Source organism: Streptomyces sp. NPDC023527, from assembly GCF_055560115.1.
Genome location: NZ_JBVHJJ010000022.1, coordinates 1 through 24,898, shown reverse-complemented (window position 1 = coordinate 24,898; position 24,898 = coordinate 1). Strand labels below are relative to the sequence as shown.

The window sequence follows — 24,898 nt, the reverse complement described above, 5'->3', positions numbered from 1 at the left end:
GTGACCGGGCCGAATAGACTGTCCGCGTCCGTCCTGTCCCTTTCCCTTTTCGCCTCACCCTTCACTTGTCCGTCCCACCGATCCCCAGGAATGTCATGACACGCCTCGGCGAATCCGTCGCCCGCGCCGGCGAGCTCCTCGCGCAGGACCTCTCCTCCGACCAGACCGTCCAGCGGCTGCTCACGGAGACGGGCTCGCGGCGCTATCTCGACCTGACGGATCTGTCGGCGAAGGAGCAGGCCGAGCTGATCGCCTCGCGCACGGTCGAGGTGCTGCCCGGGGTGGAGAAGCTCGCCGAGCGCATCGACCAGCGCCGGGCCGAGGGCAAGGGCCTGGGCATCAAGCTGGGCATCGACCCGACCGCGGCCGATGTGCACCTCGGCCACGCCGTGCCGGTGATCATCCTCAGCCGCTTCCAGCGCATGGGCCATGACGTCACCCTGCTCATCGGTGACTTCACCGCCAAGATCGGTGACCCGACGGGCCGTACGGCGGAGCGCCCGCCCCTGACGGACGACGACATCGCGCGGAACCTGGCGGGCTACCGCGAGCAGGTCCGGCCGTTCTTCGACTTCGAGAAGGTCAGCTTCCGGCAGAACAGCGAGTGGCTGGCCCCGTACACCTTCCCGGAGCTGCTCGGCCTGCTCTCCCAGGTGCCGGTCTCGCAGCTGCTCCAGCGCGAGGACTTCCGCACCCGGCTGGCCGCCGGTTCGGGTCTGACGATGTCGGAGCTGCTGTACCCGATCGCCCAGGGCCTCGACTCGGTGGCGCTGGAGTGCGACGTCGAGCTGGGCGGCGCCGACCAGCTGCTCAACCTCCAGATGGGCCGCAAGCTGATGGAGCTGCGGGGGCAGAAGCCGCAGCTGGTCGTCACGATGCCGCTGATCGAGGGCACGGACGGCACGGGCGCGAAGATGTCCAAGTCCAAGGGCAACTACGTCGGGCTGACCGCGCCCGCCGACGATGTCTTCGGCAAGATCATGTCGGTGCCGGACCGGCTGATGGAGCCCTACCTCAAGGCCTGGACCGAGTGGACGGACCAGGAGATCGCCCAGGCGCTGGCCCGGGTCGAGGAGCGGTCGCTGCACCCGATGGATCTGAAGAAGGTCCTGGCGGGCGAGGTCGTCACCGCGCTGTACGGCGTCGAGGCGGCCATGGCGGCGCGTGCCGGTTTCGTGGCGCAGTTCTCGAAGAAGAGCTTCACGGACGTGGAGACGCTGCCCGTGGTGGAGCTGGCGGAGCACGGCGCGGAGCCCGCGACGACGGTGCTCAGCCAGGTCCTGGGCTTCCAGCCGAGCGCCTCGGCCGCCCGCCGGGTCGCCAAGCAGAACGGCCTGCGGCTGATCGTCGAGCACGCCGGTGGTCAGGAGTCGGTCGTGCTGGCCGAGGCCGAGGCCATCCGCCCGCTGGCCGAGGTGGTCAGGGAGATCCTGGCCAAGGCGGCCGGGTCCGGGGTGACCGAGCCGACCGGGGTCTACCTCAAGGCCGGCCGTAAGATCGCCCAGCTGAGCGGTCTGTAAAGCGCTCCGCGAGGAGCACGCCGGCCGGGCGGTCGATACGCGTGACGCGCGTACCGGCCGCCCGGTCGGCCCGGCTCAGGCGTGGGTTCTCCGCTCCCCGCGCATGCCGACCCACAGCCGGTCGCCGATGCCGACCACGAGGACCGCGCCCGCCAGCTGCAGCAGGTGTCGGCCCCAGTCGATGCCCTTGGTCTCATTGATGCCGAGGCCGGTGGCGGCCCAGTTGCCGAGAACGCTGCCGATCATGCCGAAGATGACCGTCAACCAGAGCGGGATCTGTTGTTTGCCCGGCAGGATCGCTTTGGCGATCAGGCCCAGGACCAGACCGACGATGATTGCCCACAACCAGCTCATGTCGCCTCCTCGTGCGGCGCGATATGGCGTGCCCCGCCATTCTGGGGCCGTCGCCGCTACGCCGCACTTCGGACCGGTCCGTACGCCGGATGTACGACGGAGCCGCAGGTCGGAGCGCGGGTCTTCGGGTGACCCGGTCTCGTCGCGGGGCCGGGCCCGGCGTAACGTGGGATACGTCCTGGACAAAGGCGCGTCGTCGCGGCGATCAGGTGGTGGAACGTGATGCGGAAGCAGGGCGGGCCGGAGGTCTTCAGGATCACCGGGGCCCGTCGTGGTCTGGCCGAGGACGTACGCGGCCGCCAGCGCCGGTATGTCATCTCGATGCTGATCCGCACCCTGTCGGTGGTGCTGACCGTGGTGCTGTGGAACGTCGAGCGCTATGTGGCCATAGGAACGCTGGTCCTCGGGGCACTGCTGCCCTATGTCGCCGTGGTGATCGCCAACGCGGGCCGGGAGAACGCCCCTTCGCTGCCCGGTACGTTCGTCCCCGCGCCCACCCGGCTGATGCTGCCGCCCCCCGCCGAGCAGGACCTGGCGGAATCAGCGGCGGAATCCGGCCGCGGCGCCTCGCGGCCCGTATCCGACGATCAGGCGCGTGACCACGGCTGATGCGCCGGAGGGGTGGAACGCACCCGTGGGCACTGCGCCAAGCTCAAGAAAACCTCAGATCAATCATGTGGATTCAGTGCCGCACGCCGGGCACCCCGTGACATACTTCCTAAGCGCTCCGCATCCCCCGTCGGAGCGACAGACCGACGCCGGGCGGCTCCCCCCGTGGCTGCCCGGCGTCGCCGTGTGTACGGGCCCGCCGGGGACGCGCGTCGTAGAGTCCGGGGTGTGAACTCCCCCGATACCACCGTGATCTGTTCCGCCAAGGGCTGCCGCGCCGCCGCGGTGTGGGTGCTGGCGTGGAACAACCCGAAGCTGCACACCCCCGAGCGCCGCAAGACCTGGCTCGCGTGCGAGGAGCACCGCGAGCACCTGTCCAACTTCCTTGATCTGCGGGGCTTCCTCAAGGACGTGGTGCCGCTGGAGGAGTGGGAGGCCCGGTCCGCGCCGTGAGCGCCCGGGCCGGGCCGCGCGGAGGGTCAGGAACGCTTGTCGCCGGACTGGCCGGCCCGCTCCGCCTTCTTCTCCTTGATGCGCACCGCTTCCTTGCGGACCTCGGCCTGGGTGGCGCGCTCCTTGCGCAGCCACTCGGGCTCCTCCGCCTTCAGGGCGTCGATCTGCTCCGTGGTGAGGGCCTCGGTGACCCCGCCGCGGGCGAGACCCGCGATGGAGATGCCCAGCTTCGCCGCGACCACCGGCCGGGGGTGCGGGCCGTTGCGTCGCAGCTCCTGCAGCCACTGGGGCGGGTCGGCCTGCAGGGCGTTCAGCTCGGTGCGCGAGACGACACCCTCCTGGAAGTCGGCGGGGGTGGCCTCGAGGTACACACCCAGCTTCTTCGCCGCGGTGGCGGGCTTCATGGTCTGGGTGGTTTTGTGCGACGTCATGGGGTCAAGGGTATCGAGCGTGTGCGCTACCTCTGACCACGACCGGTAACCTGGCGGAGTGACAGGCTCGGAAGATTCCCCTTCGTTCCGGCTCGCGTATGTCCCTGGAGTGACGCCCACCAAGTGGGTGCGGATCTGGAACGAGCGCCTGCCCGACGTCCCCCTGACCCTCGTCCCGGTGACCCCCGCCGAGGCGCCCGACGTCCTGCGGGCCGGCGGTGCCGACGCCGGTTTCCTGCGGCTGCCGGTCGACCGGACGGACCTCAGCGCGATCCCCCTCTACACCGAGACGACGGTGGTCGTGGTCCCGAAGGACCACCTCGTGGCGGCGGTCGAGGAGGTCTCCGCCGAGGAGCTGGCCGACGAGATCCTGCTGCATCCCCTCGACGACACCCTCGACTGGGAGCGTCCGCCGGGCCGGCCCGCGTACGAGCGTCCCGCCACGACGGCGGACGCCATCGAGCTGGTGGCGGCGGGGGTGGGGCTCCTGGTCGTCCCGCAGTCGCTCGCCCGTCTGCACCACCGCAAGGACCTCACGTACCGGCCGGTGACGGGCACCCCCGAGTCGCGTGTCGCGCTGTCGTGGCCGGAGGTGGAGACCACACCCGACCTGGTGGAGGAATTCATCGGGATCGTCCGCGGCCGGACCGTCAACAGCTCGCGGGGGCGCCGCGGCCCGGCCGCCGCCCCGGCCCAGCCGAAGACCAAGCGTCCGGACAAGGGCGGCGCACGGCAGAAGCCCGCGGCCGGCAAGTCCGGGGGCAAGCCGGCCGGCAAGGGCCCCCGGAAGGCTTCCGGCGGCCCCAAGGGAGCCAAGCGCGGCAAGCCCCGCGGCCGATAGCGGCCACGGCCGCAGGGGGGCCCTAGCCGCCGATCGCGGACATCGGGCGCTGCGGCTGGAGGAACGCCGGGTCGTCGAGGCCGGACCCGGCCTTCTTGCCCCACATGGCCCGCCGCCACAGGGCGGCGATCTCCTCGTCGGGGGCGCCGGAGCGCAGCGCGCCGCGCAGGTCGGTCTCCTCGCGCGCGAACAGGCACGTACGCACCTGCCCGTCGGCGGTGAGCCGGGTGCGGTCGCAGGCGGCGCAGAACGGGCGGGTGACGGAGGCGATGACGCCGACCCGGGCGGGGCCGCCGTCGACGAGCCAGCGCTCGGCGGGGGCGGAGCCGCGCTCGGTGTCGCCCTCGGGGGTCAGCTCGAAGCGGGTGCGCAGGCTCGCGAGGATGTCCTGTGCAGTGATCATGCCGTCGCGCTTCCAGCCGTGCTGGGCGTCGAGCGGCATCTGCTCGATGAAGCGCAGCTCGTAGCCGTTCTCGACGGCCCAGGCGAGGAGGTCGGGTGCCTCGTCGTCGTTGTGGCCGGGCATCAGGACGGCGTTGACCTTGACGGGCGTGAGGCCGGCGGCGTGGGCGGCGGCGAGGCCGTCGAGGACGTCCTGGAGGCGCTTGCGGCGGGTGAGCGTCCGGAAGACGTCGGGGCGCAGGGTGTCCAGGGAGACGTTGACGCGGTCGAGGCCGGCGTCCGCGAGCGCCCGGGCGGTGCGGCCGAGGCCGATGCCGTTGGTGGTGAGGGACATCCGGGGGCGCGGCACGAGGGCGGCGCAGCGCTCGACGAGGGAGACGAGGCCGGGGCGCAGCAGGGGTTCGCCGCCGGTGAAGCGGACCTCGGTGACGCCGAGGTCGGTGACGGCTATGCGGACCAGGCGGACGATCTCGTCGTCGGTGAGCAGGTCGGGCTTGGCGAGCCAGCTCAGGCCCTCTTCCGGCATGCAGTAGGTGCAGCGGAGGTTGCAGCGGTCGGTCAGGGAGACGCGCAGGTCCGTGGCGGCGCGACCGTAGGTGTCGATGAGCACGGTGGCGGCCCCTCCTGCGGACTGGAACGGTGGTGCGTTCGGTGTTCCGCAGCGTACGCGATGCCTGTGACGTTCAACAGTTCGTTGAAGGGGGCGTACGCGGGAGGGGCCGCCGGTGCGCGGTGGGTCAGTGGGCTCCGTAGCCGGTGAGCGAACGGACCTCCAGCTCCGCGTACTTCTTGGTGTCGGGCAGCTCCTTGGACAGCAGCGACCCCAGCCAGCCGAGGAGGAAGCCGAGCGGGATGGAGACCAGGCCCGGGTTGGCGAGCGGGAAGTAGTCGAAGCTCATGCCGGGGAAGAGCGCCTTGGGGTTGCCGGAGAGGACCGGCGAGAAGATCACCAGGGCGACGGAGGAGCCCAGTCCGCCGTAGATCGACCACAGGGCGCCCTGGGTGGTGAAGCGCTTCCAGAAGAGGCTGTAGAGGATCGTCGGGAGGTTGGCCGAGGCCGCGACGGCGAAGGCCAGGGCCACCAGGGCGGCCGCATTGAGCCGGTGGGCGAAGATGCCCAGCACGATGGAGATCGCGCCGATGACGACGGCCGCGCACTTGGCGGTGAGGATCTCCTCCTTCTCGCTGGTGCGGCCCTTGCGGATGACGTTGGCCCACAGGTCGTGGGCGAAGGACGCGGAGGAGGCGAGGGTGAGGCCCGCGACCACCGCGAGGATGGTGGCGAAGGCGACGGCCGAGATCACGGCGAGGAGGATCGCGCCGCCGGTGGATCCGGCGCCGCCGCCGATCTCCTGGGCGAGCAGCGGGGCGGCGGTGTTGCCGGACTCGTTCGAGGCGGTGATCGCCTTGGGGCCGACGAGGGCCGCGGCGCCGAAGCCGAGGGCGATGGTCATCAGATAGAAGGCGCCGATGATGCCGATGGCCCAGTTCACGGACTTCCGGGCGGCCTTGGCGGTGGGCACGGTGTAGAAGCGGATGAGGATGTGCGGCAGTCCGGCGGTGCCCAGGACGAGGGCGAGGCCGAGCGAGATGAAGTTCAGCTTGGAGGTGCCGTCCTTGCCGTATTGGAGGCCGGGTTCCAGGAACGCCTTGCCCTTGCCGCTCTCCCTGGCGGCCTCGCCGAGGAGGGTGGAGACGTTCCAGTTGAACTTGTTGAGCACCAGGACCGTGATGAGCAGCGTGCCCGCGATGAGCAGGACGGCCTTGACGATCTGCACCCAGGTGGTGCCCTTCATGCCGCCGATGGTCACGTAGAGGACCATCACCAGGCCGACCAGCCCGATGATCCAGCGGCGGGAGCCCTCGCCGGTGGCGCCGAGCAGCAGGGCGACGAGCGCGCCCGCGCCGACCATCTGGGCGAGCAGGTAGAAGATCGAGACGACGATCGTGGACGTGCCCGCGGCGGTGCGTACGGGCCGCTGCCTGAGCCGGTAGGCGAGGACGTCGGCCATGGTGAAGCGGCCGGAGTTGCGCAGCGGTTCGGCGACCAGGAGGAGGGCGACGAGCCAGGCGACGAGGAAGCCGATGGAGTAGAGGAAGCCGTCGTAGCCGAAGAGGGAGATGGCGCCGGCGATGCCGAGGAAGGACGCGGCGGACATGTAGTCGCCGGAGATGGCGAGGCCGTTCTGGAAGCCGGTGAAGGAGCGGCCGCCCGCGTAGAAGTCGGTGGCGTCCTTGGTCTGGCGGCCGGCCCAGACGGTGATGGCGAGGGTCGCGGCGACGAAGACCGAGAAGAGCGTGATGATCAGGGTGCGGTGCTCGCTGGCCGCGGCGGCGGCGAGCGGGTGGCCGAGCGGAACGGCGGACAGGGCGCTGGTCATTCGCCGGCCTCCAGACGGGCGCGGAGGGCCTCGGCCTTGGGGTCGAGCTTGGCAGCGGCGTGCCGGGAGTACCACCAGGCGATCAGGAAGGTGGTGAGGAACTGGCCCAGTCCGAGGACGAACGCGACATTGATGTTGCCGACCACCGCGGTGTCCATGAACGCGCCCGCGTAGTTGGAGAGCAGCACATAGAGCAGATACCAGGCGACAAAGGCAACGGTGAGCGGGAAGGCGAACGACCGCTGGGCGCGCCGCAGTTCGCCGAATTCGGCGCTCGCGTGCACCTCGCTGAAGCGGTCGGGCTCGGCCGAGGCGCCGGGCGGAGCGGGGCAGCCGGGTTCGTCCGGGCCCTGAGCGGCGGTTGGTGCGGTGTCCACGGTCTCTCCTGACAAGGGTGTGCGGAGGCGCGAGCCGTCTTCTTGTGATCCGGATCACGCATCGTAGAGGCAGGTCGCAGTATGCGACAGGGGGGCGGTGGGCGAATTCCGCACGAGCCGCCCTGCGGGCGACACCGCCCGCCGGTGCCCTCGTTGACCTGGTGTGAGCGACGCGCCACCTTCTCCCCCGCCACCCCCCGGTCGACGACCGTTCGGGATCGTCAGGTTGACGGCGCCCATAGCGGCCGTGCCGACCGGGCGGCCGGCCGTGATTCCGCGCGCCGGCCGCTGGTACGGACCCCGTGTCCCGCTGCAGCCGCTGAGCATTGAGGCGTTGCGCGACGCCGGTCTGCCGCCGTGACGAAGCCCCCGGTCAGGGGGCGCACCACACATCTGACGAACCGTCACTTTCGGGCACACGACGGCCACCACCGGACTTTGTTCCGGAATTCATTGCTCCGGGTCGGTGATCGGCGCTAGCTTCACTCGTCATGTACCCGTCCGCGCGCACCTTTGCGCCCGGCGGTTTTCGGATGATGTGGAGAACCCATGGCTCATCTGCGCTCAAGACGGCGCCACGCCCTGCTGGCCGTCCCGGTCGGACTGGCCCTCACCGCCTCGCTCGGCTTCCTGCCGGGCGCGGCGACGGCCGCCCAGCAGAGCGGAACGGCCGCGAAGGCCCCGGTCACCACGGACGGCCCGCTGCTGTCGTACGTGGTCAACACCGGTACCGACCGCGCCACCCTCGGCAAGGTGAAGAAGGCCGTGACCGCGGCCGGCGGCACCATCGTGACGACGCACGACCGGATAGGCGTGATCGTCGCCCACTCGAAGAACCCGGAGTTCGCCAAGACGCTGCGCGCCGTCCCGGGCGTGCAGTCCGCGGGCGCCACCCGCACCGCGCCGATCTCCACGGCCTCCACCACGGACGTCGGCAAGCCCGAGAAGCTGAAGCTGCCCAAGGGCAGCGCCCTCGCCGCGCAGCGCTCGGCCGCCTCCGGCCAGGAGCCCCTGGAGGGTCTCCAGTGGGACCTGCCCGCCATCAAGGCGGACCAGGCGGCGAAGATCAACCCGGGTAGCCGCAAGGTCACCGTCGGCGTCATCGACACGGGCGTGGACGACACCCACCCGGACCTCGCGCCCAACTTCTCCGCGAGCCAGTCGGCCAGCTGCGTCAGCGGCAAGGCCGACACCTCGCCCGGCGCCTGGCGTCCGTTCAACGGGGAGACGGACTACCACGGCACGCACGTCGCCGGCACCATAGCCGCGGCCCGCAACGGCGTCGGTGTGGCCGGTGTCGCGCCGAACGTGAAGGTCTCCGGCATCAAGGTCTCCACGGCCAAGGACAGCTTCTTCTACGCCGAGAGCGTCGTCTGCGCCTTCGTCTTCGCCGCCGACCACGGCATAGCGGTGACGAACAACAGCTACTACGTCGACCCGTGGCTGTTCAACTGCGCCGACGACCCCGACCAGAAGGCGATAGCCGAGTCCGTCGGCCGCGCCTCGAAGTACGCGCAGGACAAGGGCATCGTCAACGTCGCCTCCGCCGGCAACTCCGCGTTCGACCTGGCGGCCAAGGAGATCACCGACGCCTCCAGCCCGAACGACACCACCCCGGGCTCGCGCAAGATCGACCCGGCCAAGTGCCTGGACGTCCCGGCGCAGCTCCCCGGCGTCGTCACCGTCTCGGCCACCGGCCCGAAGTCGCTGAAGTCGTTCTACTCCAACTACGGTTCGAACGTGATCGACGTGGCGGCGCCCGGCGGCGACAAGTACCAGGTGCCCGAGCTGCCCGCCAAGGACGGCCGCATCCTCTCCACGATGCCCGGCGGCGACTGGGCCTACCTCCAGGGCACCTCGATGGCCGGTCCGCACGTCGCGGGTGTGGCGGCGCTGCTGAAGAGCACGCACCCCAAGGCCAGCCCGCAGGAGATCCAGTGGCTCCTCAAGGCCCAGGCGGACAACCCCGGCTGCGGGACCACCCCGTACGACCCGGACGGTGACGGCAAGGTCGACGCGACCTGCACCGGCACCAAGCACGTGAACAACTTCTACGGTTACGGCATCGTCGACGCCCTGGACGCGGTCCAGAACTGACGTCCCGGGGACCGAGGGGGGCCGGGCCGGCGCGGCCCGGCCCCTTCCGTCGTCCGGCCGCACCGCAGCAGCCCGGTCGCGAGCAGGAATTGGGCGGCCAGGTAGGTCAGCATGATCCAGAACTGGGGCAGGGGCGCCTGCGGCCAGTCGGCGATGCCGCTCGCGATGAGCGTGTCCGACACCAGGAACAGCAGCCCGCCCGCGCCGGTCCGCACCCCGGCGCGGCTCGCGCCGAGCGCCATCGCGGTCAGCAGCAGGCTGTAGAGCGCGACCGGCACCCGCAGCCCCGCCTCCAGGTCGGCCCACAGCAGCGCCACCGTGCCGAGCCAGCCGGCCGCGTACACGACGGCGAGCCCGTACGTGCGCCGGCCGCCGGCCGTGCCGAGCCGGGCGCAGAGCAGCAGATAGCAGACGTGCCCGGCGGCGAACGACCCCATGCCCAGCAGGAAGGCCGTCTCCCCGCCCACTTGCAGGAGGGTGTCGCCTCCGCAGCCCAGCAACAGCGCGACGGCGAGCAGCCGGGGCCCGCCGCGGGCGAGGGTGTACGCGGCGAGGAGCGGCATCAGCGCGGGCTTGGTGGCCGTGGCGACGGGCGTCGAGCCCGCGAGCAGTGCGCAGAGGTGGGCGGTCGCGACGACGGCGAAGGCGGCGAGCGCCGCCCCGGGCCGTCTCACGCGGCCCGCTCGTGGGCGGCGACCTCCACGCGCGTACCGGCCGGTGGCGGTGCCGGCTGCCATCCTGGCCCGCGGAAGACCCGCCCGGCCCGCTCCCGCCAGCTCCGGGCGGCCCGCAGGTCGCGCAGGATGGCCGCGTATTCGTGGGTGGCCACGCGCAGCGGGTTGTAGGTGTCGATGTTCTTCGTCAGGCCGTAGACAGGGCGCTCCCGCTCGGGGACGAACGAGCCGAAGAGCCGGTCCCAGACGATGAGGATGCCGCCGAAGTTGCGGTCCAGGTAGCCGCCCTGCGAGGCGTGGTGGACGCGGTGGTGGGAGGCGGTGTTCAGGACGTACTCGAACGGTCTGGGCAGCTTCCCGACCCGCTCGGTGTGGACCCAGAACTGGTAGACGAGGTTGACCGAGGAGCAGAAGGCCACGGCCGCCGGGTGCACACCGGCCGCGATCATCGGCACGTAGAACGGCCACACCGTCAACGACGTCCACGGCTGGCGGAGGGCGGTGGTGAGGTTGAACTTCCGGCTGGAGTGGTGCACCACGTGGCAGGCCCACAGGATCCTGATGACGTGGTGGCCGCGGTGCGACCAGTAGTAGAAGAAGTCCTGCGCCAGGAGCATCAGCGGCAGCGTCCACCACAGGACGGGCACCCGCAGGGGTGTGAGCTCGTAGACGGCGGTGTAGACGGCGACGATCGGGATCTTCCACAGGGTGTCGAAGACGAGACTGCCCAGCCCCATGCCGATGCTCGTCGCCGCGTCCTTGGTCTCGTAGCCGGCCGCCCCGCTCTCCTCGGCGGGGCGCAGCCGGTAGCTCACCAACTCCACCGCGGTGAGCAGGAGGAAGGCGGGTATGGACCACAGCACGACGTCGGGAAGGTGCGGCATGGCGGCACCATAAGCGCGTCGGCGGGTGTGCCGCTAGGGGTGGGTTACCGCCGGGTACCGTATGGCGTTACCGGGAGTTCGGGAGACCGCCCCTCCCGCTGTGCCGAGGGTGGGCGTTCCGGCAGACGGGTGCGCGGTGTGGACCGGTGTCCATCTTCCGGGTGATCGGGGTGTCCGCGGTGTCGGGGGGCGCGGCGAGTGCGTGGCCGGGCCCGGCTGGTGTGGAGGACCACACACGCGCCCACGAGCGGCCGGCTCTCCTCCGGACCCGCCGACGGATGCGTGGAAGTGGCGCGGATCACGTCCGGCGAGCCGCCCACCGGCCCGGCCCGCGCCCGCCCTGACCCCTCGTTACGGGCACGGCCGGGAACCGCGCTGTCAGTGGGGGCCCGTATTCTCTGTGACCATGCTCGAAGACCGTGCCGCCGCCGCATCGCCGACCCCGTGGCCGGCCGCGTATCCCGAGGGATACGCGGTCGTCGACGTGGAGACCACCGGGCTCGCCCGCGACGACCGGATAGTGTCGGCCGCTGTCTATCAGCTGGACGCCCGCGGCCGGGTGCAGGACCAGTGGTACACCCTGGTCAACCCCCAGCGCGATCCCGGTCCGGTGTGGATCCACGGCCTCACCACCGAAGTCCTCGCCGACGCGCCGCTCTTCCCGGAGATCGCCGGCGAGCTGGCCGAGCGGCTCGACGGCCGGGTCCTCGTCGCGCACAACGCCGCCTTCGACTGGTCGATGCTCGCCCGTGAGTACGCGCGCGCGAGCGTGACCGCGCCGGTGCGCCAGCGGCTGTGCACCATCGCGCTCTCCAAGGAGCTGCGCCTGCCGCTGCCCAACCACAAGCTGGAGTCGCTGGCCGCGCACTACGGCGTCGTGCAGCAGCGCGCCCACCACGCGCTGGACGACGCCCGGGTGCTCGCGGAGGCGTTCCGGCCCAGCCTGCACCTGGCCGCCGAGGCGGGGCTGCGGCTGCCGCTGCTGGCGTGCCAACCGCTGACGGAGTGGTCCGACGGGCCCTCGGCGACGCGTTCGGCCTCCGTCGGCTATCAGCCGTCCTACCGTGCGGCGACCTGGCGGCCCAGCCGGAAGCGCCCCGCCTGCCCGTACCCCAACCCCGGTCGGTACAAAGCGGGCGAACAGCTCATTCAGGGCATGCGGGTGGCGTTCTCCGGTGACACCTCCGTCGACCGCGAGCTGCTGGAGGACCGTGCCATCGACGCGGGCCTGCACATCGCCACCAGCGTGTCGCGGCTCACCAGCCTCCTGGTCACCAATGACCCCGACTCCCCCACCTCCAAGACCAGCAAGGCCCGCTCCTTCGGCACCCCGGTGATCGACGAGGCCGCCTTCATGCAGCTGCTCCAGCATGTGATCCCGGCGCAGCGCGACGGCCGCGGCGCCACCGGCGGCTGAAGCCGCGCCACCCGATGGCAGGGGGGCGAACCACGCCAGGTACCGTCAAATGCGTGTACCGCTTCCTGTTGTCCCGGCAGTGGGTGATCCTCACGCTCGTGGGGCTCGCCCTCATCCCGGTGATGATCAAACTGGGTTTCTGGCAGCTCCACCGCCATGAACACCGGGTCGCGCGCAACGACCTGGTGGCCCACAGCCTGGCCGCCGACCCCGTGCCCGTCACCGAGCTGACGGCGCCCGGCCGGGCCGTGGCACCCGACGACATCTGGCGCCGGGTCACCGCCAGCGGTACGTACGACACCAAGGACGAGGTCATCGTCCGGATGCGGACCAGCGCCGACGGCAAGTCGGGCCGCTGGGTCCTCACCCCGCTGCTGCTGGCCGACGGCCGGGCCGTCCTGGTCAACCGCGGCTGGATCCCCGCCGACGGCGAGCTGACGAAGTTCCCGAAGATCCCCGCGCCGCCGTCCGGCAAGGTCACCGTCACCGGCCGGCTGCGCGCCGACGAGACCGACGCCAGCGGCATCAAGGACACCGCCGGCCTGCCGCCCCGTCAGGTCATGCGGATCGACAGCGAGCGGCAGGCGAAGTCCCTGAACCGCCCCGTCCTCGGCGGCTACCTCGAACTCACCGGCCCCGAGCCCGGCGACAGCGGCCCCGAGCTCGTACCCGCCCCGGACCACAGCAGCATCGGCCCGCACATGGCCTATGCCGTCCAGTGGTGGCTGTTCGCCGCGTTCGTGCCCGTCGGCTGGGTCATCCTGGTCCGCCGCGAGCGCCGCGACCGGGCCGCCGAAGCGGCGAAGGCGGCCAGGGCCGCGGAGGCCGACACACCCGACGCGCCGGCGCACGAGAACGTCGCCCGGACAGCGGCCGCGCCGGAGTAGCCCCCGCACCTGCTGGGAAGACGCTCCGCGTGGCACCACTCATCGAGGACTACGCGCTCATCGGCGATCTCCAGACCGCCGCCCTCGTCGGCCGGGACGGTTCGATCGACTGGCTCTGTCTGCCCCGGTTCGACTCCCCGGCCTGCTTCGCCGCGCTCATGGGCGACGAGGACAACGGGCACTGGCGGATCGCCCCCGAAGGTGCCGGGGACTGCACCCGGCGCTCCTATCTGACGGACTCCCTCGTCCTGGAGACCGTCTGGGAGACGGACAGCGGCACCGTCAAGGTCACCGACTTCATGCCGCAGCGCGACACCGCCCCCGATGTCGTCCGCATCGTCGAGGGCGTCTCCGGCTCTGTCGACATGCTCGGCGTGCTCCGGCTGCGCTTCGACTACGGCAGCGTCATCCCCTGGGTCCGCCGCACCGACGGCCACCGTGTCGCCGTCGCCGGCCCCGACTCGGTCTGGCTGCGCAGCGAACCGCCCGTCCGCACCTACGGGCACGGCTTCAGCACCCGCTCGAAGTTCACCGTCTCCACCGGCGAACAGGTCTCCTTCGTCCTGACCTGGCACCCCTCGCACCACCCGCGCCCCCGGCTCGTCGACCCGCGCGAATCGCTGCGCCACAGCCTGGAGGACTGGCGCGCCTGGGCCGCCCGCTGCACCTACGACGGCCCGCACCGCGAGGCCGTCGTGCGCTCGCTGATCACCCTCAAGGCGCTCACCTACGCCCCCACCGGCGGCATCGTCGCCGCGCCCACCACCTCCCTGCCCGAGGAGATCGGCGGCGTCCGCAACTGGGACTACCGCTACTGCTGGCTGCGCGATTCCACCCTCACCCTCGGCGCCCTGCTCTCCGCCGGCTATGTCGAGGAAGCCGGCGCCTGGCGCGACTGGCTGCTGCGCGCGGTCGCCGGCAACCCCGCCGACCTCCAGATCATGTACGGGCTGGCGGGCGAACGCCGGCTGCCCGAGATCGAACTGCCCTGGCTCGCGGGCTACGAACGCTCCGCCCCCGTCCGCATCGGCAACAGCGCCGTCAAGCAGTTGCAGCTCGACGTCTACGGCGAGGTCATGGACTCCTTCCACGTCGCGCGCGAGGGCGGGCTCGGCTCCAAGCCGCACGCCTGGCGGCTCCAGCGCTGCCTCATGGAGTTCATCAAGGAGCACTGGCGCGAGCCCGACGAGGGCATCTGGGAGATCCGCGGACCGCGCCGCCACTTCGTCCACTCCAAGGTGATGGCCTGGGTGGCCGCCGACCGCGCGATCCGCGCGTTGGAGGCCGATCCCGAGCTGGAGGGCGAGATCGACACCTGGCGGGCCATAAGGGACGAGGTCCACCAGGAGGTGTGCGAACGCGGCTACGACGCCGCCCGGGGCACCTTCACCCAGTCCTACGGCTCGACCGAACTGGACGCGGCCACCCTCCTCATCCCCCGCGTGGGTTTCCTGCCCCCCGACGACCCGCGCGTCGTGGGCACCGTGGACGCCGTCCGCGACGAGCTCACCCACCGCGGGCTCGTGCGCCGCTACACCCTCGACGACGGCCACGTCGACGGGCTGCCCGGCCACGAGGGTGTCTTCGTGGTGTGCTCGTTCTGGCTGGCCGACGCCCTGCGGATGACCGGCCGCGCCAAGGAGGCGGGGGAGCTCTTCGAGCGCCTGCTGTCCTTGCGCAACGACGTCGGCCTGCTGTCGGAGGAGTACGACACGGTGGCCCAGCGGCAACTGGGCAACTTCCCCCAGGCGTTCAGCCACATCGGCCTGGTGGGCACCGCCTTCGCCCTGCTCGACCCGGAAAAGGCGCACTGACGCCGGCCGTCGGCCTCAGCCCACCCGCTCGGCGCGGTGCCGCACCGCGCCGAGCCGCACCTCGGCGGGGAGCCGCTCCACGCCCGCCGAGGCGCGGGCGTGCGCGAGGGCCTCGGCGTCCAGCCGGCGCAGGGCCGAGGCGGGCGCGGCGTGCGGGGCGAGGGCCAGCACGATCCGGGTCTCCGGCGCGGTGCGCCGCCCCCGCAGCGCGACCAGCGCCCGGTCGACGCCGTCCAGGGACTCCGCCTCGGCGGCCAGCGCGGACTCCATCGCCCGCCCCCGCACGGAGGCCGACTCGCCGTCCCCGGTGTCGACGAGCACCTCGCGCAGCCGACGCGTCCGCAGCTGCGCCAGCAGCCACCACAGGGCCAGCAGCACCAAGCCCGCGAGCGCCGCGATCACCGTCGGCCACCACCAGTCCTCGCCGCGCCACTTGCGCCGGTCGGCGCGGCTGAGCAGCACGTCGTGCGGCCCGTCGAAGGGCCAGCCGGAGGGCAGGGTGAAGCTCCACCGCCGCTGGAGGTCCAGGGAGCCGATCAGCACGGCGGCGCCCAGCGCCACCAGCACCACCCCGGCCAGCCCGACCAGGACCCGGTTGACCGTCCTCAGCATCGCGCCCTCACCTCTTCGCCGGACGGCGCACGGACACCGACAGCGCCGGGCGCCGCGCCAGCCCCAACTGTCCTACGCCCTCGGCCAGTACGGAGTCCAGATCCGCCCGTACGTCGTCCAGGTCACGGAAGTGCGACCGCGCCCGGACCCTGATGCGGCGGCGCCCGGCCTCGACCCGTACGGACTGCACGCCGGAGACCTCCATCGCCCGGTCCCGGAGCACCAGCGCGGCCGTCCTGCGCTCCAGGCCGGCGCGGACGTCCGGGCTCTCGCGCCGCATCGGCAGCAGGCGCCGCAGGCCGGGGGTGAGGGCGAGCGCGATCAGCCACAGGCCGACGAGCACGGCGGCCGCGGCGCCCGCGCCGATCCAGGCGTCGTCCAGGGGCCGGGCGGCCAGCTCGTGGGCGAGCCGACGGCGCCAGCTCATCGCGGGCCGGTGCGCCCGGACGGCCGCCACGTCGTAGAGGAGGATCCCGGCGCCGCCGAGCACCGCGGCGGAGACGAGCAGGGCGGGCAGCCGCCGCGCGGACCAGAACCGCCCGGCGCGGCCGGTGCCGACCTCGGCCCCGGCGGCGGGCGGCGGTTCCGGCGCGTCCTTGTCGAGCACCGGTGGGCCGGTGTCGGTCCCGGAGCCGCTCATCGCACCCTCTCCCGGCTCGTGGCCCGCGTCCGCGCCGGGTGCAGCCGCTCCACCGTGACCGCCACCTCCGGTACGTCCATGCCTGCCAGCGTCCCGACGCGCTCCACGATCCGCCGCCGCACGGCGGCGCAGCCGGCGCCGATGTCCGACGGATAGCCGAGCTCCACGGAGACCCGTACGCGCGCCGAGTCGTCGTGCACCACCACCGTCGCGTACGGAGCGGAGTGCCCGGCGTGCCCGGCGGGCACGTCGCTCAGCGCCTCCCGGGCCGCCTGGGAAGCGATCTTGGCGACGACGCGGTCGGCGATCCGGGTCGCACCGCGCTCAGCCGGTTCCACCACGGCCCCTCACCGCCCCCCTCGCCTCATCGCCGCCGTCCGTCGCGCTCCCGCGTGCGGAAGAACTCACCCGGGTCGAGGTCCCCGTCCAGGAAGCGGCCTGCCACGAACCCGATCGCGCCCAGGGCCGCCACCAGCAAAAAGGCTCCGAACCCGCCGAAATACCCGGCGAATGCGAGCACCATGCCGGCGATCATGCCGACCACGGCCATGCTCATCGTGCGCTCCCTACTGGAGCCTCTGCTCCGGCTCGTCCTCTTCCTCGTCCGGCAGCTTCACATCGCTGACGGCGATGTTGACCTCGACGACCTCCAGGCTCGTCATGCGTTCCACCGCCGAGATGACGTTTTCCCGCACCGAGCGGGCGACATCCGCGATCGCGACCCCGTATTCCACGACGATCTCCAGATCGAGCGCGGTCTGGACCTCACCGACCTCCGCCTTCACCCCGCGGGCGACGGCCTTGGTCCCACCGGGCACCCGGTCCCGTACGGCACCGAACGTGCGGGCGAGACCGCCGCCCATGGCGTGCACGCCGACGACGTCACGCGCCGCCAGCCCGGCGATCTTCTCCACGACGCCGTCGGCGATGGTGGTCCGGCCGCGGTCGGCGGGCGTGGACAGGGGCTCCTTATGCGCGGTGTCGGTCATCGTCGATCGCCTCTTTCCCAGGAGGAGGAAAAAACGTCTACGGCTCCTTTTGTCACCTTAGGCGGGCTTCGCCCGGGCCGCTCGGGGGATGCGGCCGGAGCGGGCCGCCGTCCGGGTGAGCCGCCGTCCGGAACACGCCGGTCGGGGCAGGCTGAAGGGGAGGGGCGGCGAACGCCTGCCCCGCACCGGTAGAGGGGTGACCGTGGTGGCCGCGGACCAGTGGGCACAGACCGTACGACGGCAACTCGCGCTCGGCAGGCTGCTGCCGCTGGGCGGCGCGGAGGACGGCGCCTGGATCACGGAGTCGGCGGCCACGGCCGTGTTGCGCCGGGCGGCGCACGCCGCGCTTCCGGCGGTGCGCCTGGAAGCGGTGCGCATCGCCCTCGTCGAGGCGACCTCCCCGCCGGCGGTGCCGCCGCCCCCGAGCGCGCTCCCGCCGGGCCCGCTCCGCATCGAGGCGGACGTGGCGACGACGGCAGACGTCCCGTTCCTGGAGACGGCGGCCCGGCTGCGGGCGGTGCTGAGGCACACCGCCGCGGAGAGACTGGGCCTGCTGGTCGAGTCGACCGACCTCCGCCTGACGGAACTGCTGGAAGCCAGGCCACTCCGCGGCGAACCGGAGAAGAAGGCCCCCGCCCCTCCTCCGCCGACCGACCAGGACCCCCTCGTCCGGGCGGCCCGCTCCGTGCCGGGTGTCTCCCACGCGACCTCGCGGGCCCGGGGTGACCACGTCCAGGTGGACATCACCGTCACGGCGGAGCGCCGCGCGCTGGACGTGGCCCGAGCCGTACGTGCGGCATCGTTGCAGGTCACACGCCCACCGTCCACGGTGGCTGTCATGGTCACAACGATAGAATCCCCGTCTACCTGATCAAGACAGCGGGACGCACCAGCAGGTCCCCGGGGAGGGGCCTCGTGGCAGACGGCCGACAGGCTGGACAGACGGAGGACAACGGCGGGTGCGCGGGAGCCTTTTGGACCAGCGCCCACGCACTGGCCCGCTTCGCCGTCACCAGCCCCACCGAGCGCATCGAGGACGAAGCCATCACGGCCGTCCAGGTCCTCCGGGCAGTCCTCGGCGCGGTGGCGACCTTCTTCATGCTCTGGACGTACGGCGTGGACGGCGGCTGGAGCGCCGCCTTCAAAGACGGCGTCAGCAAGCTCTTCCTCGCGCCGGTGGTCCTGCTGGCGGCCGGACCGCTCGTACTGGTCGGCTTCATCTGGTACGCGCCCCGGGAGAAACGCCCGCTGCTCCGCTCCCGCCTGGGCTATCCGCTGAAGGCCGTCGTCCTTTGGGTCCTGGGCGCCCTGGCGGCGTACGGCTGCTTCACAGCGCTACTGGAGGTGGGGAGCTTCTCCACCCGCACCGTCGGCGGCATCAAGGGCTGGCTTCTCGGCATCGCGCTGAGGATCGTCCTGTTCGCGGCGCTCCTCTGGCTGGTCACCTTCATGTTCTTCGCCTCCGGCGCCGTCGCGCGACACGCGTTCAACACCGGCCACGTCCACCCCATGCTGCCCGCGGTCTTCACGGTCATCTGCGTCTGGACGCTCAACCTCCTCTCGATGGGTGACGGCCTCCCCAACGGCCCCCTCTCCATAAAGATCGCCGCCCTCCTCGGCGGTCCCCTCTCCGTCACCGCCGTCTCCGCCTGGGAGCTGTACTTCCTGCGCACCCGCTACGGCGTGCGCGTCCGCGGTCCCCGCACCGGTCACACCGCGGAATAAGGCCCGGTTAAGCTTCCGCGCGAAGATCTTCAACGGGGAGAACGTGTCATGTCACTGGCAGAACTGGGCAGCGCAGGCTGCCTGGGCCTCATAAGCAACGCCCGCAACCGCGCCACCGGCATCTTCGCCGCTCCCAGCCCCGGCCGGGTCACCGACCCGGTCATCGGCCGCGTCCAGAAGGCACGGGCCATCACCGGCGCCATCACCACATTCCTGCTGATCGCGACCTACGGGGTCGACGGCGGCTGGAGCGCCGTCTTCGAGGACGGCTTCACCAAGCTGTTCATGGCACCGCTGGTGCTGATAGTCGTCGGCCCGCTCGTCATCGCCGGCTTCATCTGGTACGCGCCGCCGCAGCACCGCCCCGCGCTGCGCTCCCGGCTGCGCTACCCGCTCAAGGCCATCGGCTGGTACCTGGGCATACCGCTCGGCACGATCGCCGCATTCGCGGTCCTGGCCCTGCTGCTCAAGGCCCTCCAGGGGGTCTTCGTCATCCAGGCGGTGATCTCCCTGGCCATCTTCGTCATGGGCGTGCCGTTCACGATCTGGGCGGCTTCCTTCCTCGTCTTCTCCTCCGGCGCCGCCGCCCGCTACGCCTTCAACACGGCCGACGTCCACGCCGCTCTGCCCGCCGTCCTCACCGCCGTGCTCGTATGGGTGCTCAACATGGTCCAGCTCGGCGACGGGCTGCCGAACGGGCCATTGCTCGTGCAGTTGGCCGCTTTCCTCGGGGGACCGCTGTCCGTCACGGCCGTCTCCGTCTGGGAGCTGCACGTGCTGCGCACCCGCTACGGCGTCCGCGTGCGGGGCTGAGCGGCGGGGCCGCGCGGGGGCCGTACGGGACGGCCCCCGCCGGGGGTCACTCGCCGAGCCCGGCCAGGTCCCGCAGCCGGCGTGCCTGCGCGGCGCGTTCGGCGGTGCGCTGGGCGTCGAACGTCCGGCCCGCGGCCTCGCGCAGCAGCGCCTTGGTCTCGATGACGGCGTCGCGCGGGGCGGCGAGCAGGGCGGCGGCCAGGTCCTGTACGGCGGCGTCGAGCTCCGCGGCCGGTACGACGAGGTTGGCGAGGCCCGTGCGCTCGGCCTCGCGGGCCTGGACGAAGCGGCCCGTGGCACAGATCTCCAGGGCGCGGGCGTAGCCGACGAGCGACACCAGGGGGTGCGTGCCGGTGAGGTCGGGAACCAGGCCCAGGCTGGTCTCGCGCATGGCGAACTGCGCGTCCTCCGCGCAGACGCGCAGGTCGCAGGCGAGGGCGAGCTGGAAGCCCGCGCCTATCGCATGGCCCTGTACGGCGGCGATGGAGACGATGTCATTGCGGCGCCACCAGGTGAACGCCTCCTGGTACGTGGCGATCTCGGCGTCGAGGGCCTCGTCCGTGCCACGCGCCAGGTCGATGAAGGACGGCTCGCCCTCGAAACCCTCGGGGGTGAACGCCTGCCGGTCGAGTCCCGCGGAGAAGGACTTGCCCTCGCCACGCAGCAGCACGACCTGCACGCTGCCCGGCAGCAGCCGCCCGGCCTCGGCCAGCGCCCGCCACAGCGCGGGCGACTGAGCGTTGCGCTTGGCGGGGTTGGTGAGGGAGACGGTGGCCACCGCGTCATCCACGGTGAGCTGTACGCCGTCCTGGTCGAGCAGGGTCTTGAGGGCGGTCATCGGGGCTCCGATCGGCTGGTACCGGCTGCAGTCGCTTGCTGACTACTGCACAGTAACCACCCGGTCGCCTGCTCGACCGACCGGGTGGCACTGCCCATAACCGACGGTGCCCTTGGGTGCGTGGCGTCAGGCCGAGGCGGCCTTCTTGCCGCGCGTCGCTCCGCCGCGACCACGGAGGATCACGCCGGATTCGCTGAGCATCCGGTGTACGAAGCCATAGGAGCGACCGGTCTCTTCGGCCAGCGCCCTGATGCTCGCACCGGAGTCGTACTTCCTTTTCAGGTCTGCCGCGAGCTTTTCGCGCGCGGCGCCGGTTACCCGGCTGCCCTTCTTCAGAGTCTCGGCCACCCGTGCCTCCTCATGGGAGATGCGCCTCTTGTCTCTCATGATCACCCCTACACGGCCTCCTGGCCACCCATTCGACAAGGTCGATGGGATGAGGTTTCGCCGATTTCCGGCGCCGGCAGGGCTTGGAACAGGCAATTCCGAAGAGTTCGGCTCGTACGGCCGTACGGGTGGCCGGGTGAACCGGCAGGTCAGGCGGGGCACCGGGGCTTCTCGGTACGAACGCCCCGGCGCATGGCACGGGGCGTGCGCCGGAGCGAGGGGTGGCAGTGGGGTACGAGCCCTACTCACTCAGATGATGGATCACCCATCGGCCGAATGATCGGGACGGTACTGATCACGCACCCGTCAGGCGAGGGCGACCAGGTCCGCGTAGTCCGGGCCCCACAGGTCCTCGACGCCGTCCGGGAGCAGGATGATGCGCTCCGGCTCCAGCGCGTCGACGGCGCCCTCGTCGTGCGTCACCAGCACCACGGCGCCCTTGTAGGTGCGCAGCGCGCCCAGGATCTCCTCGCGGCTGGCCGGGTCGAGGTTGTTGGTGGGCTCGTCCAGCAGGAGGACGTTGGCGGAGGAGACGACCAGGGTGGCCAGGGCCAGCCGGGTCTTCTCGCCGCCGGAGAGCACACCGGCGGGCTTGTCGACGTCGTCGCCGGAGAAGAGGAAGGAGCCCAGCGTCTTGCGGACCTCGACGAGGTCGAGGTCGGGCGCGGAAGAACGCATGTTCTCCAGCACCGTGCGGTCCGGGTCGAGGGTCTCGTGCTCCTGGGCGTAATAGCCGAGCTTGAGGCCGTGGCCGGGGGTGACCTGGCCGGTGTCGGGCTTCTCGGCGCCGGCGAGCAGCCGCAGCAGCGTGGTCTTGCCCGCGCCGTTGAGGCCGAGGATGACCACGCGTGAGCCCTTGTCGATGGCCAGGTCGACGTCGGTGAAGATCTCCAGCGAGCCGTAGGACTTCGACAGGCCCTCGGCCGTCAGCGGGGTCTTGCCGCAGGGCGCGGGCTCCGGGAAGCGGAGCTTGGCGACCTTGTCGGAGGCGCGCACCGCCTCCAGGCCCGAGAGCAGCCGCTCGGCGCGCTTGGCCATGTTCTGCGCGGCGACGGTCTTGGTCGCCTTGGCGCGCATCTTGTCGGCCTGCGAGTTCAGCGCGGCGGCCTTCTTCTCGGCGTTCTGCCGCTCGCGCTTGCGGCGCTTCTCGTCGGCCTCGCGCTGCTGCTGGTAGAGCTTCCAGCCCATGTTGTAGACGTCGATCTGCGAGCGGTTCGCGTCCAGGTAGAAGACCTTGTTGACAACGGTCTCGACGAGGTCGACGTCGTGGGAGATCACGATGAAGCCGCCGCGGTAGGTCTTCAGGTAGTCCCGCAGCCAGGCGATCGAGTCGGCGTCGAGGTGGTTGGTCGGTTCGTCCAGGAGCAGGATGTCGGCGTCCGAGAAGAGGATCCGGGCCAGCTCGACGCGGCGGCGCTGACCGCCGGAGAGGGTGTGCAGGGGCTGGCCGAGGATCCGGTCGGGCAGTCCGAGGCTGGCGGCGATGGTCGCGGCCTCCGCCTCGGCGGCGTAACCGCCCTTGGTCAGGAACTCCGTCTCCAGGCGCTCGTACTTCTTCATCGCCTTCTCGCGCGTGGCGCCCTTGCCGTTCGCCATGCGCTCCTCGTTCTCCCGCATCTTGCGCAGGACGGAGTCGAGGTCGCGGGCGGAGAGGATGCGGTCGCGGGCGAGGACGTCGAGGTCGCCGGTGCGCGGGTCCTGCGGGAGGTAGCCGACCTCACCGGAGCGGGTGATGGTGCCCCCGGCGGGCATGCCCTGACCGGCGAGGCACTTGGTGAGGGTGGTCTTGCCGGCGCCGTTGCGGCCGACGAGGCCGACGCGGTCGCCCTTGGCGATGCGGAAGGAGGCCGACTCGATGAGGACGCGGGCGCCGGCGCGCAGCTCGATGCCGGAGGCGGTGATCACGGGAATTACTCCTGGGCGGTGGGACGGCGGTGGGGACAGGGGTGAACACAGCGGCGCGCGGGCACGCCCCGTAATGGCCTGACCTGGGCCTACGAGGGGGCGGGGGCGCCGGAGGGCCGACGCCGTCTAATGCACGAGGAGGAATGCCATACGGACCAGTCTAACGGTGGAGCGCAAGCCGATTTCCGGGGGCGGCGGCCGGAGGGGTCGCCGATACTCGGGAGGGGAAGGCGGTGGGGTATGCAGTTCGACGACGACGCGGAGCTGGACACCTCCCAGGTGCAGGACGCCCGTGGTGGCGGCATTCCCGGCGGCGGAATGACCATCGGTGGCGGGATCGTCGGCCTGGTCGCCCTGGTGCTCGGGCTGTTCTTCGGCATCGGCCCCCAGGAGCTCGGGCTCAGTTCCGGTCCGGCCCCCACGACGACGTCCTCCTCGGACGCTCAGGTCTCCCAGCACTGCCGCACCGGCCGGGACGCCAACACCAAGGAGGACTGCCGGATCGTCGCCGTGGTCAACAGCGCCCAGTCCTTCTGGACCCAGGAATTCGCCCGCCGCTCCCGCACCTACACGCCGGCCTCCACCGTCTTCTTCACCGGCCGGGTCGACACCGCCTGCGGCTCGGCGACGTCCGCCGTCGGCCCCTTCTACTGCCCCGGAGACCGGAAGGTCTATCTGGACCTGGGGTTCTTCGACGACCTGCGGAGCAAGTTCGGGGCGAGCGGCGGGCCCTTCGCCCAGGCGTATGTCGTCGCCCACGAGTACGGACACCACATCCAGAACCTCATGGGCACCCTCGGCCGCTCCCAGGACCGGCTGACCGGCGCGGAGAGCAACTCCGTCAAGGTCGAGCTCCAGGCCGACTGCTACGCCGGGGTCTGGGCCGAGCACGCCACCACCACCCCCGAGAAGTCCACCGGACGGCCGCTGATCGAGCGGCTGACGCGGGCGGACATCGACGACGGCCTGTCCGCGGCCGCCGCCGTCGGCGACGACCGGATCCAGGAGCGCTTCCAGGGCCGGGTCACCCCGGAGAGCTGGACGCACGGCTCGGCCGCGCAGCGACAGCAGTGGTTCACCACCGGCTACACCACGGGCGACCTGACGCGCTGCGACACGTTCCGCTGACGTCGCGCCTGGCCCTGGCCTCTGATCTTGAGCCCTTCCCCCCCGGACCGCGATCCAAAGGAGTGACCGTCATGGCAGGCATCCGGCCGGAGACACCGCGCTTCTACCCGACGCTGCTGTACCGCGACGCCAAGGGGGCGATCAAGCAGCTGACCGAGGCGTTCGGCTTCACCCAGACCGCCCTGTACGAGGGCGAGGACGGCACGGTCCTGCACGCCGAACTCTCCTACGGCAACGGCACGGTGATGCTCGGTTCGAAGGGCCGGGTCGGGGTCTTCGCCGAGGCGATGCGCGAGAGCGGCCCGGTCGGGGTGTACGTCGTCGTCGAGGACGTCGACGCCCACCACGGGCGGGCCTTGGCGGCCGGCATGGAGATCCTCACGCCTCCGACGGACCAGGAGTACGGCTCGCGGGATTACATGGCGCGGGACACGGAGGGCAACGTCTGGAGCTTCGGCACGTATGTCCCTACGGGGTGAGCTTCGCGGTTCTGGGTTCCTCTGTTTGCCCTCGTGCGGGTGCGGTTTCCGCTGCGCGGGGCGGGGTCCGCTGCGGTGTCCGCTGCGCGGGGCCGTGTCCGCTGCGCGGGGCCGTGTCCGCTGCGCGGGGCCGTGTCCGCTGCGCGGGGCTTGTGGCTGGTCGGGGTCGGGCCTGCGGGGGTGGGGGGGGGGGGGGGGGGGGGGGGGGGCCCCCCCCCCCCCCCCCCCCCGCCCCCCCCCC

General features: G+C 71.7%; 28 protein-coding genes. 13 read left to right on the top strand and 15 right to left on the bottom strand.

Features of this window, described 5'->3' with window-relative positions; translation table 11 throughout:
• The first annotated feature begins 95 nt into the window (after nucleotides 1–95).
• Nucleotides 96–1,520 (top strand): tyrosine--tRNA ligase, encoded by a 1,425-nt coding sequence (gene tyrS, locus ACZ303_RS31375; protein WP_467343883.1) that lies wholly within the window; start codon nucleotides 96–98, stop codon nucleotides 1,518–1,520.
• 75 nt (nucleotides 1,521–1,595) lie between these two features.
• Here the strand turns inward: tyrS and ACZ303_RS31370 are convergent, their stop codons facing one another.
• Nucleotides 1,596–1,874, bottom strand: a complete 279-nt coding sequence (locus ACZ303_RS31370) for a GlsB/YeaQ/YmgE family stress response membrane protein (RefSeq protein ID WP_467343882.1) — start codon at nucleotides 1,872–1,874, stop codon at nucleotides 1,596–1,598.
• Between the two features lie 222 nt (nucleotides 1,875–2,096).
• On the opposite strand from ACZ303_RS31370, the gene ACZ303_RS31365 reads away from it, so the two are divergent.
• Nucleotides 2,097–2,483, top strand: a complete 387-nt coding sequence (locus ACZ303_RS31365; protein WP_467343914.1) for a DUF3099 domain-containing protein — start codon at nucleotides 2,097–2,099, stop codon at nucleotides 2,481–2,483.
• A gap of 228 nt (nucleotides 2,484–2,711) precedes the next feature.
• On the top strand, nucleotides 2,712–2,936 hold the full coding sequence (locus tag ACZ303_RS31360; protein ID WP_467343881.1) for a hypothetical protein: 225 nt from the start codon (nucleotides 2,712–2,714) through the stop codon (nucleotides 2,934–2,936).
• A 26-nt stretch (nucleotides 2,937–2,962) separates the two neighbouring features.
• Here the strand turns inward: ACZ303_RS31360 and ACZ303_RS31355 are convergent, their stop codons facing one another.
• Nucleotides 2,963–3,367 (bottom strand): DUF5997 family protein, encoded by a 405-nt coding sequence (locus ACZ303_RS31355; RefSeq protein ID WP_467343880.1) that lies wholly within the window; start codon nucleotides 3,365–3,367, stop codon nucleotides 2,963–2,965.
• A gap of 58 nt (nucleotides 3,368–3,425) precedes the next feature.
• Between ACZ303_RS31355 and ACZ303_RS31350 the strand changes: the two genes are divergently transcribed.
• Nucleotides 3,426–4,208, top strand: a complete 783-nt coding sequence (locus ACZ303_RS31350; RefSeq protein WP_467343879.1) for a LysR family transcriptional regulator substrate-binding protein — start codon at nucleotides 3,426–3,428, stop codon at nucleotides 4,206–4,208.
• 22 nt (nucleotides 4,209–4,230) lie between these two features.
• Here the strand turns inward: ACZ303_RS31350 and moaA are convergent, their stop codons facing one another.
• The 3 genes from moaA to ACZ303_RS31335 all read right to left on the bottom strand — a co-directional run bounded on the left by moaA (nucleotide 4,231) and on the right by ACZ303_RS31335 (nucleotide 7,368).
• Entirely contained in the window at nucleotides 4,231–5,220 is a 990-nt protein-coding gene (gene moaA / locus ACZ303_RS31345) for a GTP 3',8-cyclase MoaA (protein ID WP_467343878.1), read from the bottom strand.
• Nucleotides 5,221–5,347: 127 nt separating this feature from the next.
• The gene (locus ACZ303_RS31340; RefSeq protein WP_467343877.1) at nucleotides 5,348–6,991 is read right to left on the bottom strand and encodes a solute symporter family protein; all 1,644 of its coding nucleotides are present in this window, start codon (nucleotides 6,989–6,991) and stop codon (nucleotides 5,348–5,350) included.
• The gene (locus ACZ303_RS31335) at nucleotides 6,988–7,368 is read right to left on the bottom strand and encodes a DUF485 domain-containing protein (protein WP_467343876.1); all 381 of its coding nucleotides are present in this window, start codon (nucleotides 7,366–7,368) and stop codon (nucleotides 6,988–6,990) included. Before ACZ303_RS31335 ends, ACZ303_RS31340 begins: the two co-directional genes overlap by 4 nt.
• Before the next feature lie 549 nt (nucleotides 7,369–7,917).
• On the opposite strand from ACZ303_RS31335, the gene ACZ303_RS31330 reads away from it, so the two are divergent.
• Complete coding sequence (locus ACZ303_RS31330; protein ID WP_467343875.1) at nucleotides 7,918–9,465, top strand: S8 family peptidase; 1,548 nt, start codon at nucleotides 7,918–7,920, stop codon at nucleotides 9,463–9,465.
• Here ACZ303_RS31330 and ACZ303_RS31325 read toward each other — a convergent pair.
• Nucleotides 9,426–10,202, bottom strand: coding sequence for a lysoplasmalogenase (locus ACZ303_RS31325; RefSeq protein ID WP_467343874.1), 777 nt, complete (start codon nucleotides 10,200–10,202; stop codon nucleotides 9,426–9,428). The two genes, ACZ303_RS31330 and ACZ303_RS31325, sit on opposite strands and share 40 nt — an antisense overlap.
• Entirely contained in the window at nucleotides 10,136–11,023 is an 888-nt protein-coding gene (locus tag ACZ303_RS31320; RefSeq protein WP_467343873.1) for a sterol desaturase family protein, read from the bottom strand. The genes ACZ303_RS31325 and ACZ303_RS31320 overlap by 67 nt, the downstream gene beginning before the upstream one ends.
• A gap of 406 nt (nucleotides 11,024–11,429) precedes the next feature.
• On the opposite strand from ACZ303_RS31320, the gene ACZ303_RS31315 reads away from it, so the two are divergent.
• Genes ACZ303_RS31315 through ACZ303_RS31305 form a run of 3 tightly spaced genes read left to right on the top strand, consistent with a single transcriptional unit; the run spans nucleotide 11,430 to nucleotide 15,141 of the window.
• Nucleotides 11,430–12,440: a DEDDh family exonuclease gene (locus ACZ303_RS31315; RefSeq protein WP_467343872.1), complete on the top strand. Its 1,011-nt coding sequence runs from the start codon at nucleotides 11,430–11,432 to the stop codon at nucleotides 12,438–12,440.
• Nucleotides 12,441–12,493: 53 nt separating this feature from the next.
• The gene (locus ACZ303_RS31310) at nucleotides 12,494–13,327 is read left to right on the top strand and encodes an SURF1 family cytochrome oxidase biogenesis protein (protein WP_467343871.1); all 834 of its coding nucleotides are present in this window, start codon (nucleotides 12,494–12,496) and stop codon (nucleotides 13,325–13,327) included.
• 29 nt (nucleotides 13,328–13,356) lie between these two features.
• Nucleotides 13,357–15,141: a glycoside hydrolase family 15 protein gene (locus tag ACZ303_RS31305; RefSeq protein ID WP_467343870.1), complete on the top strand. Its 1,785-nt coding sequence runs from the start codon at nucleotides 13,357–13,359 to the stop codon at nucleotides 15,139–15,141.
• A gap of 15 nt (nucleotides 15,142–15,156) precedes the next feature.
• Here ACZ303_RS31305 and amaP read toward each other — a convergent pair whose 3' ends face one another.
• The 5 genes from amaP to ACZ303_RS31280 are packed head-to-tail and all read right to left on the bottom strand — an operon-like array spanning nucleotide 15,157 to nucleotide 17,382.
• Entirely contained in the window at nucleotides 15,157–15,753 is a 597-nt protein-coding gene (gene amaP / locus ACZ303_RS31300) for an alkaline shock response membrane anchor protein AmaP (RefSeq protein ID WP_467343869.1), read from the bottom strand.
• A 7-nt stretch (nucleotides 15,754–15,760) separates the two neighbouring features.
• Nucleotides 15,761–16,393 (bottom strand): DUF6286 domain-containing protein, encoded by a 633-nt coding sequence (locus ACZ303_RS31295; RefSeq protein WP_467343868.1) that lies wholly within the window; start codon nucleotides 16,391–16,393, stop codon nucleotides 15,761–15,763.
• Nucleotides 16,390–16,731, bottom strand: a complete 342-nt coding sequence (locus ACZ303_RS31290) for an Asp23/Gls24 family envelope stress response protein (protein WP_467343913.1) — start codon at nucleotides 16,729–16,731, stop codon at nucleotides 16,390–16,392. Before ACZ303_RS31290 ends, ACZ303_RS31295 begins: the two co-directional genes overlap by 4 nt.
• 26 nt (nucleotides 16,732–16,757) lie before the next feature.
• Nucleotides 16,758–16,949 carry a hypothetical protein gene (locus tag ACZ303_RS31285; RefSeq protein WP_467343867.1) on the bottom strand — a complete coding sequence of 64 codons (192 nt, stop codon included), beginning with the start codon at nucleotides 16,947–16,949 and terminating at the stop codon, nucleotides 16,758–16,760.
• A gap of 10 nt (nucleotides 16,950–16,959) precedes the next feature.
• The gene (locus ACZ303_RS31280; RefSeq protein ID WP_467343866.1) at nucleotides 16,960–17,382 is read right to left on the bottom strand and encodes an Asp23/Gls24 family envelope stress response protein; all 423 of its coding nucleotides are present in this window, start codon (nucleotides 17,380–17,382) and stop codon (nucleotides 16,960–16,962) included.
• Between the two features lie 202 nt (nucleotides 17,383–17,584).
• Here ACZ303_RS31280 and ACZ303_RS31275 point away from each other — a divergent pair, with 202 nt between their 5' ends.
• Genes ACZ303_RS31275 through ACZ303_RS31265 form a run of 3 tightly spaced genes read left to right on the top strand, consistent with a single transcriptional unit; the run spans nucleotide 17,585 to nucleotide 19,920 of the window.
• On the top strand, nucleotides 17,585–18,253 hold the full coding sequence (locus ACZ303_RS31275) for a hypothetical protein (RefSeq protein ID WP_467343865.1): 669 nt from the start codon (nucleotides 17,585–17,587) through the stop codon (nucleotides 18,251–18,253).
• A gap of 44 nt (nucleotides 18,254–18,297) precedes the next feature.
• A complete protein-coding gene (locus ACZ303_RS31270; RefSeq protein WP_467343864.1) occupies nucleotides 18,298–19,107 on the top strand; it encodes a hypothetical protein in 810 nt (269 codons plus the stop codon).
• A gap of 48 nt (nucleotides 19,108–19,155) precedes the next feature.
• Nucleotides 19,156–19,920 carry a hypothetical protein gene (locus tag ACZ303_RS31265; protein WP_467343863.1) on the top strand — a complete coding sequence of 255 codons (765 nt, stop codon included), beginning with the start codon at nucleotides 19,156–19,158 and terminating at the stop codon, nucleotides 19,918–19,920.
• Nucleotides 19,921–19,966: 46 nt separating this feature from the next.
• On the opposite strand, the gene ACZ303_RS31260 is transcribed toward ACZ303_RS31265, so the two are convergent.
• The 3 genes from ACZ303_RS31260 to ACZ303_RS31250 all read right to left on the bottom strand — a co-directional run bounded on the left by ACZ303_RS31260 (nucleotide 19,967) and on the right by ACZ303_RS31250 (nucleotide 23,050).
• Entirely contained in the window at nucleotides 19,967–20,758 is a 792-nt protein-coding gene (locus ACZ303_RS31260; RefSeq protein WP_467343862.1) for an enoyl-CoA hydratase/isomerase family protein, read from the bottom strand.
• Nucleotides 20,759–20,884: 126 nt separating this feature from the next.
• Nucleotides 20,885–21,106, bottom strand: coding sequence for a helix-turn-helix domain-containing protein (locus tag ACZ303_RS31255; protein ID WP_181143599.1), 222 nt, complete (start codon nucleotides 21,104–21,106; stop codon nucleotides 20,885–20,887).
• A 345-nt stretch (nucleotides 21,107–21,451) separates the two neighbouring features.
• Entirely contained in the window at nucleotides 21,452–23,050 is a 1,599-nt protein-coding gene (locus ACZ303_RS31250; protein WP_467343861.1) for an ABC-F family ATP-binding cassette domain-containing protein, read from the bottom strand.
• Between the two features lie 240 nt (nucleotides 23,051–23,290).
• Here ACZ303_RS31250 and ypfJ point away from each other — a divergent pair, with 240 nt between their 5' ends.
• Entirely contained in the window at nucleotides 23,291–24,178 is an 888-nt protein-coding gene (gene ypfJ, locus ACZ303_RS31245; RefSeq protein ID WP_467343860.1) for a KPN_02809 family neutral zinc metallopeptidase, read from the top strand.
• Nucleotides 24,179–24,249: 71 nt separating this feature from the next.
• Nucleotides 24,250–24,657, top strand: a complete 408-nt coding sequence (locus ACZ303_RS31240) for a VOC family protein (RefSeq protein ID WP_467343859.1) — start codon at nucleotides 24,250–24,252, stop codon at nucleotides 24,655–24,657.
• Nucleotides 24,658–24,898 lie beyond the last annotated feature (241 nt).

Excerpts from the sequence above, each read along its gene's own strand:
- tyrS (WP_467343883.1), top strand. The coding sequence starts at position 96 with ATGACACGCCTCGGCGAATCCGTCGCCCGCGCCGGCGAGCTCCTCGCG.
- ACZ303_RS31370 (WP_467343882.1), bottom strand. The coding sequence starts at position 1,874 with ATGAGCTGGTTGTGGGCAATCATCGTCGGTCTGGTCCTGGGCCTGATC.
- ACZ303_RS31365 (WP_467343914.1), top strand. The coding sequence starts at position 2,097 with ATGCGGAAGCAGGGCGGGCCGGAGGTCTTCAGGATCACCGGGGCCCGT.
- ACZ303_RS31355 (WP_467343880.1), bottom strand. The coding sequence starts at position 3,367 with ATGACGTCGCACAAAACCACCCAGACCATGAAGCCCGCCACCGCGGCG.
- ACZ303_RS31340 (WP_467343877.1), bottom strand. The coding sequence starts at position 6,991 with ATGACCAGCGCCCTGTCCGCCGTTCCGCTCGGCCACCCGCTCGCCGCC.
- ACZ303_RS31330 (WP_467343875.1), top strand. The coding sequence starts at position 7,918 with ATGGCTCATCTGCGCTCAAGACGGCGCCACGCCCTGCTGGCCGTCCCG.
- ACZ303_RS31325 (WP_467343874.1), bottom strand. The coding sequence starts at position 10,202 with ATGGCAGCCGGCACCGCCACCGGCCGGTACGCGCGTGGAGGTCGCCGC.
- ACZ303_RS31320 (WP_467343873.1), bottom strand. The coding sequence starts at position 11,023 with ATGCCGCACCTTCCCGACGTCGTGCTGTGGTCCATACCCGCCTTCCTC.
- ACZ303_RS31315 (WP_467343872.1), top strand. The coding sequence starts at position 11,430 with ATGCTCGAAGACCGTGCCGCCGCCGCATCGCCGACCCCGTGGCCGGCC.
- amaP (WP_467343869.1), bottom strand. The coding sequence starts at position 15,753 with ATGCTGAGGACGGTCAACCGGGTCCTGGTCGGGCTGGCCGGGGTGGTG.
- ACZ303_RS31295 (WP_467343868.1), bottom strand. The coding sequence starts at position 16,393 with ATGAGCGGCTCCGGGACCGACACCGGCCCACCGGTGCTCGACAAGGAC.
- ACZ303_RS31285 (WP_467343867.1), bottom strand. The coding sequence starts at position 16,949 with ATGAGCATGGCCGTGGTCGGCATGATCGCCGGCATGGTGCTCGCATTC.
- ACZ303_RS31280 (WP_467343866.1), bottom strand. The coding sequence starts at position 17,382 with ATGACCGACACCGCGCATAAGGAGCCCCTGTCCACGCCCGCCGACCGC.
- ACZ303_RS31265 (WP_467343863.1), top strand. The coding sequence starts at position 19,156 with ATGTCACTGGCAGAACTGGGCAGCGCAGGCTGCCTGGGCCTCATAAGC.
- ACZ303_RS31260 (WP_467343862.1), bottom strand. The coding sequence starts at position 20,758 with ATGACCGCCCTCAAGACCCTGCTCGACCAGGACGGCGTACAGCTCACC.
- ypfJ (WP_467343860.1), top strand. The coding sequence starts at position 23,291 with ATGCAGTTCGACGACGACGCGGAGCTGGACACCTCCCAGGTGCAGGAC.
- ACZ303_RS31240 (WP_467343859.1), top strand. The coding sequence starts at position 24,250 with ATGGCAGGCATCCGGCCGGAGACACCGCGCTTCTACCCGACGCTGCTG.